Origin of the sequence: Pseudomonas brassicae (genome assembly GCF_010671725.1) — a bacterium.
In the GTDB taxonomy this organism is placed as follows: Bacteria; Pseudomonadota; Gammaproteobacteria; order Pseudomonadales; family Pseudomonadaceae; genus Aquipseudomonas; species Aquipseudomonas brassicae.
The window spans coordinates 1-6,551 of record NZ_JAAHBU010000393.1 but is presented as its reverse complement, the minus strand read 5'-3'; the positions used below and the strand labels follow the sequence as shown (position 1 = coordinate 6,551).

Sequence of the window (6,551 nt, the reverse complement as noted above, 5' to 3'; positions counted from 1 at the left end):
GGGCGGCGCTCGATCTTGAGAGCGCTGGTGAATTCAAGACATGCACCTGCAAGCCCCAGTGCAATTTCAAGGCAGGTGATTCGGGGCTTTCAAAAGGGTTTGACCGGGGATCCTGGTGGAAACCATGTGCCAGCCAACACATCTCCAGCGCCCTCAAGGGCCAGTGGCAGTGAAGCTGTGAAACACCCTATCACCACACCATCACCCCAATCACCCCCAACGCCAACACCACCAGCATCACCCCCGACGCACGCTCCAGCCACGGCAACGCCCGGGCGAAACGCCGACGCACACGCCGATTGCCAATCACCACCGCCACCAGCACATCCCACAGCAACACCACGCTGAACATCCACACGCCATACACCAGCTTCCAACCCACGCTGGCATACGGCCCACTCAACATGGCCGCCAGGCTGGCATAGAACAACGCATTCTTCGGGTTGAGAATGCCCGACACAAAACCCATGCCAAACGCCCGCACCCAGCTGGACGCCGGCGCCGGCGTCGCTGGGTCAAGCTCCAGCGTGCTGCCACCGGCATGCCGGATAAACAGCACACCCAGGTACAGCAGGTAGCCACACCCCGTCAGTTGCAACACCCTGAACAGCCCACTCTCGGGCTGCAGCACCGACACCCCGGCAAACGCCGCGACGATGAACACGCCATTGGCCAACGCAATGCCCAGGCACGCCCCACTGGCCACGCGCCAACTGACCGCCAGCGAGGTGCGCGCCACCAGGAAAAAATCCGGCCCAGGCGAAAGCAATGCCAGAAAATGGGCCGCCGCAATCATCAAGAACTGCTCCATGTAACCTTCACTTCAGTGGATAGAGGTCCGCGAAGTGTGGGGCGGCGATCAGGGCGGTGTATTGAATAAAATTGCGCAGCTCAGGCCGTGTGCTTGCCAAACAGTTTTTCCAACTGCTGCCACAACACCGGGTCGGTGCTGAAGGCCACGTTGAAGCGCATCCAGCCGGTCGCCTGGGAGTCGACCATGAACAACTGCCCCGGGCCCAGCATGATGCCGCGCTCCAGCGCATCGTCCACCAGCGCCGCGCTGTTGGCGATCTGCGGGTGGCGGGCCCACAGGTACATGCCTTCGTCCGACTCGACGAAGATCTCGAAGCCCAACCGGCCAAGCTGCCGGCTGACCTCCTGATGTGCCTCGGCCAGGCGCTGGCGCAGGCGCTTGAGGTGCTTGCGCCAGCGCCCGTCGGTGATCGCGGCGTACACCACGCGCTCCATCACTTGGGATGTGGTCAGGCCCGAACGCATTTTAAGCTGCAGCAGTTGCTGGATCAGTTCGGTGTTGGCCAGCATGTAGCCCACGCGCACGTTGGGCGAGATGCTCTTGGAGTAGCTGCCCACGTACACCACCTGTTGCAGGTGGTCGAGGCTGCTCAGGCACGGCTGCGGCTCGGCCACCATGTCGGCATACAGGTTGTTCTCCACCAGGCGGAAACCATGCTGGGCCGACAGTTGCAGCAGGCGATGCAACTGCGCCAGCGGGGTACGCGAGCACGTCGGGCTGTGCAGGTGCGGCTGGGTGAAGAACACCGTGGGGCGGTGGTGCGCCAACAACTGTTCGAGGTGCTCCAGGTCGTAGCCACTGGGGGTGCGTGGCACGCCGATCAGGGTGGCGCCCTGAAACCGCAGGATGCTCATCAGGTTCGGGTAACCGGGGTCGTCGACCAGCACCACATCGCCCGGCCGCACCAGGGTGCGTACCGCCAGGTCCAGCGCCTGGCTGGCGCCGTGGGTAAGCATCAGTTGGGCGGGGCTGGCGACGATGCGCTGGTCCTGCTCCAGGTTCTGCGCGGTCAGGGTGCGCAATTCAAGCAGGCCCATCGGGTCGCCGTAACCGCTCAGCTCCATCACGCTGCTGGCCACCTGGCGCATGCCGCGACGCAATCCGTCCTCGAACATCCAGTCATTGGGCAGCCAGCCACAACCCGGCTTGAAGGTCAGTTGGCGGCTTTCGAAGATCTGTTGCAGGTACCACTCGGAATTGAACTCTGGCTTGCCCGGCTCGGCCTCGCTGGCCTGGCTTTCGATGCGCTCGCTGACCGCACGGTTGACGAAGAAACCGGCATTGCCCCGGCTCACCAGCAGGCCCTGGGCCACCAGGCGATCGTAGGCTTCCACCACGGTGAAGGTGCTGACCGAATAGGTGGCGGCGAAGGCGCGGATCGAGGGCACCTTGGCGCCGGGTTTGAGGGTCTGGTTCTCGATCAACTCACGCAACCCGTTGATGATCTGGTTGACGAGCGGGGGCGAAGAGTCGGGTCGTAATTCAAGCATGTGTGGCTGTGCCTTCAGGGGTGCGTAACGCCAGGCGCCTGCAGGGGACGGGGTGTACTGCATCGGCGGCCTGTACAGTGCAGTGCATATTTCACGGCGCTGTGCATGGCTCTCTGTGTCGTACATTTTTACATTAGGGGTCTGTTATCGCCAGCTAAAGCATGTTGAGAGGCCAGATCAATCGCGCACAGGGTTAGCCCTTGGCGTGCACAGCACGATTGCCAACCTTCAAGGCCCTTTGCGCCCGCCGGGTTGCGCGATCCATCCCGTACACAATCAGACACTGACGAGCATCGGAGCCCGGCAATTGCCGGTATTGCGTGTTCGCAGGAAAAAGAAAAACAAGGGGTAGACTACTGATGGACGCAACATCCAATACCACAGCCTCCAAGGTGGAGCACGAGAGCAAGCTTAGCGCTTCGCTCAAGTCGCGCCACCTGACCATGATGTCCATCGCCGGGGTGATCGGCGGTGCACTGTTCGTGGGCTCGGGGAGCGTGATCCACAGCGCGGGCCCGGCCGCCATCCTGGCGTACCTGGCCGGTGGCATCCTGGTGGTGCTGATCATGCGTATGCTGGGTGAAATGGCCACCTCGTCGCCCGACACCGGTTCCTTCTCCACCTATGCCGAGCGTGCCATCGGGCGCTGGGCGGGTTTCACCATCGGCTGGCTGTACTGGTGGTTCTGGGTGATCCTGATGGCCTGGGAAGCCTACGTCGCCGGCAAGATCCTGCACGGCTGGTTCCCGTCGGTCAGCGTCAACGTGTTCGTGCTGGCCACCACGCTGGTGCTGATCAGCGTCAACTTCTTCAACGTCAAGCACTACGGGGAGTTCGAATTCTGGTTCGCACTGATAAAGGTGGTGGCGATCATATGCTTCCTTGTGGTGTGCGGCATGGCGGTGGTCAACCTGTGGCCCACCGGTGAGGTGCACGGCCTCAGCAACCTCACCGCCCAGGGCTTCATGCCCAACGGCATGGAGGCCGTGGTGGTGGCCATGCTCGGGGTGATGTTTGCCTTCCTCGGCGCAGAGATCGTGACCATCGCGGCCGCCGAGTCGAAGAACCCGTCCGAGCAGATCGTCAAGGCGACCAACTCGGTGGTGTGGCGCGTGTGCCTGTTCTATGTCGGCTCGATCTTCCTGATCGTCGCGCTGGTGCCGTGGAACGACCCGCTGATGGGCCAGTCGGGCTACGGTTCGTACCGCCGTACCCTGGAGCTGCTGGGTATCCCGGGTGCTGAACTGGTGATGAACTTCGTGGTACTGACCTCGGTGAGCAGCTGCCTGATCTCGGCGCACTACACTGCGTCGCGCATGCTGTTCTCGCTGTCGACCCGTGGCGATGCGCCGTCGTTCTTCAAGATCACCCGTGCCGGTACCGGCGTGCCGGTGTTTGCGATCATCGGTTCGTGCTCGGTGGCCGTGTTCGTGGCGCTGATCAACTTCAGCGACACGCTGCGCCCCAAAGACGTGCTGGACGTGCTGATGAACACCACCGGCATGATCGCCTTGCTGGTGTACCTGGTGATTGCCTTCTCGCAACTGAAGATGCGCCGCAAGCTGGAAGCCGAGGGCAAGCAGATCCGCCTGAAGATGTGGCTGTTCCCGTGGCTGACCTACCTGGTGATCGTGTTCATCATCGGTTGCCTGGTGACCATGGCCTTCGTGCCGGACTACCAGGTGCTGGTGATTTCCACTGGCGCGGCGGCTGCTGTGGTGGCGCTGATGGGTGGCTACATGCACATCCGTGCGGCCAAGCAGCTCAAGAACTGACGGGTAACCCCGCCGACAGAAAAACCAGGGCCTGGGCGGCCCTGGTTTTTTTTTGCTCAGAAATCGACGCTGGCCGACAGTTGCAGCGCGCGCGGGGCGCCCAGCGAGATCGCCCCGTAGGAGGCCACCCCCGACCAGTACTCGCGGTCGAACACGTTCTGCACGGTGGCGCGCAACGTGGTGGGGTGCTGCGCGATGCGGGTGCTGTAGCGCGCGCCCACGTCGAAGCGGGTCCAGGGGTCGAGCTCCTGCGTGTTGGCCTGGTCCACGTACTGGCTGGCGGTATAGATGGCGCCGCTGGTGAGGGTCAGGCCTTGCACCCAGGGGGTGTCCCATTCGGCCCACAGGTTGGCCTGCACCTCGGGTACGCCCACCGGCGTATTGCCACGGTTGGCCGCCGTGGCGCTCTTGGTCAGTTCGGCGTCCAGCAGCGTCACCCCACCCAGCAGGCGCGTGCCCTGGGCCACCTCACCGAACACGTTGAGCTCCACGCCACGGTTGCGCTGCTCGCCCTGTACCGAAAACACACCGTTGCTCAGCTCGCCGCTGGGCTTGCTGATCTGGAACAGGCTCAGGGTCGAGGTGAAGGTGCCGTAGTCGACTTTCAGGCCGACTTCCTGCTGGCGCGAAATGTACGGGGCGAAGACCTCGCCCGAGTTCGCTGCCGTGGCCGGTGCGGTGTCGCCCTTGCTCAGGCCTTCGATGTAGTTGTAGTAGAGCGATACATGTTCCCAGGGCTTGATCACCACGCCGGCCATGGGGGTGGTTTCGCTCTGGTCATAGCGTGTGGTGACGGCGCCGGCGCTGTTGTAGTTGTGCGACTCGATGCGCTGGTTGCGCAGGCCCAGGGTCACCTGCAGGCGATCCTCGAGCACCGACAGGGTGTCGGCCAGGGCCACGCCGGAGAGTTCGGTGGCCGACACCTTGAGCGCATCGGGCGTGGCGATCGACGGCTTGGGACGGTCGCTGGGGTGGTACAGGTTCGAGAGAATCGGCGCGCCGGAAATGATCCCGCGCGACAGCTCGTCGCGGTAGCGAGTGGCCTGCAGGCTGGTGCTGTGGTGCACCGGGCCGGTGTCGAAACGCAGGCGCGCGCCGGCATCGACGGTGTAGCGTTCGACTTCGAACTTGTAATAGCCGGGCACTGACGAGGTGTCGCCGGCGCTGTTGAGCAGGGTGGGCGTCTGGTCCGACATCCGGTCCACGTCCGAACGGCCGCCGCCGGCATGGGCAAACACGCTCAAGGCCTCGTTGACATCGTACTCGGCGCTCAGCAGCGCCGCCTTGTCACGGGTTTCGGACCAGCCCCAGTCCTGGGTCACGTTGCTGCGGCCATTGGCGGCAGAAGGAACCTCGACGCCGCGGGCGACCAGGAACGGCCGCGACGGCGCGTCGAATGCCTCGACCTGGCTGATCAGGTCGAGGCTTGCGCGCAGGCGCTCGCCGCGGTAATCCAGGGCGATGGCGCCGATGTCGACTTCGCGCGACTGCTTGTCGATGGCGGTGTCGCCCTGCTGGGTGCTGCCGTTGATGCGCACGCCGAACTGGCGCTCGTCACCGAAGCGCCGGCTCACATCCACATGCCCGCCCAGGTGCGCGTCGCTGGCGTAGCTGGCGGTGAAGCGGGTCAGGTCGTCGTCCAGGGCGCGCTTGGGCACCAGGTTGATCACGCCACCCACGCCGCTGTTGGGCGACATGCCGTAGAGCAACGCGCCGGGCCCCTTGATCACCTCGATGCGTTCGGCGTAGTCGGTGAACACGCGGTAGTTGGGGGCCACGCCGTATACGCCGTCGAAGGCCAGTTCGCCGAGGTTGCCTTCGCCGATGGGGAAGCCGCGAATGAAGAACGAGTCGACGATGCCGCCGGCCTGGCCGGTGGAGCGCACCGAAGAATCACGCTCCAGCACATCGGCCACGGTCACCGCTTGCTGGTCCTGTATCAGGGTGGCGGTGTAGTTGCTGACGCTGAAGGGCGCGTCCATCACATCGGTGTTGCCCAGCAGGCCCAGGCGCCCGCCACGCGCCACCTGGCCACCGGCGTATTCGACGGGCAGGTCGCTGCCGGGGGGCAGGGGCGGGCGTTGACCGTGGTGGCGTCCAGCGTCAGGCCCGCGTCGCTGGCGTCGGGGCGTGGCACCAGGGTGAGCTGCCAATCGCTGCGGGCCTGCAATTGCAGGCCGCTGCCTTGCAGCAGGCGTGCGATGGCGTCGCTGACCGAATAGGTGCCGACCAGCCCCGGGCTGACCAGACCTTCGGTCAAGGCGGGTTGGAACGACAGCGCGATGCCGGCGTCCACGGCGAAGCGCGACAGGGTGGCGCCCCAGCGGGCCGGGGGCGATCGTGGTAGCTGCGGCTGCTGTGGGTGTCCAGTGGCGAGGGGCTGGCGGCCTGGGTCAGCGGGCTGACGCAGGGCGCTCAGGGCAAGGCTTAGCAGGGCGGACGCGGATGGCCGCAGGCAGGGGGCGGAGCAAC

Annotated in this window: 3 protein-coding genes and 1 pseudogene; 1 reads left to right on the top strand and 3 read right to left on the bottom strand. The window is 64.7% G+C overall.

Annotated elements, in window-relative coordinates:
• Nucleotides 1-190: 190 nt before the first annotated feature.
• Nucleotides 191-811, bottom strand: a complete 621-nt coding sequence (locus G3436_RS22570) for a LysE family translocator (protein ID WP_163949680.1) — start codon at nt 809-811, stop codon at nt 191-193.
• Nucleotides 812-891: 80 nt separating this feature from the next.
• Nucleotides 892-2,304: an aminotransferase-like domain-containing protein gene (locus G3436_RS22565; protein ID WP_163949678.1), complete on the bottom strand. Its 1,413-nt coding sequence runs from the start codon at nt 2,302-2,304 to the stop codon at nt 892-894.
• Nucleotides 2,305-2,663: 359 nt separating this feature from the next.
• Between G3436_RS22565 and G3436_RS22560 the strand changes: the two genes are divergently transcribed.
• Nucleotides 2,664-4,079 carry an amino acid permease gene (locus G3436_RS22560; protein WP_163949655.1) on the top strand — a complete coding sequence of 472 codons (1,416 nt, stop codon included), beginning with the start codon at nt 2,664-2,666 and terminating at the stop codon, nt 4,077-4,079.
• Nucleotides 4,080-4,135: 56 nt separating this feature from the next.
• Here G3436_RS22560 and G3436_RS22555 read toward each other — a convergent pair.
• Nucleotides 4,136-6,534, bottom strand: a pseudogene (locus G3436_RS22555) (TonB-dependent siderophore receptor).
• Between the last annotated feature and the right edge of the window lie 17 nt (nt 6,535-6,551).

Bases quoted from the DNA above. Each gene is read 5' to 3' on its own strand.
- G3436_RS22570 (WP_163949680.1), bottom strand. From the start codon at position 811: ATGGAGCAGTTCTTGATGATTGCGGCGGCCCATTTTCTGGCATTGCTT.
- G3436_RS22565 (WP_163949678.1), bottom strand. From the start codon at position 2,304: ATGCTTGAATTACGACCCGACTCTTCGCCCCCGCTCGTCAACCAGATC.
- G3436_RS22560 (WP_163949655.1), top strand. From the start codon at position 2,664: ATGGACGCAACATCCAATACCACAGCCTCCAAGGTGGAGCACGAGAGC.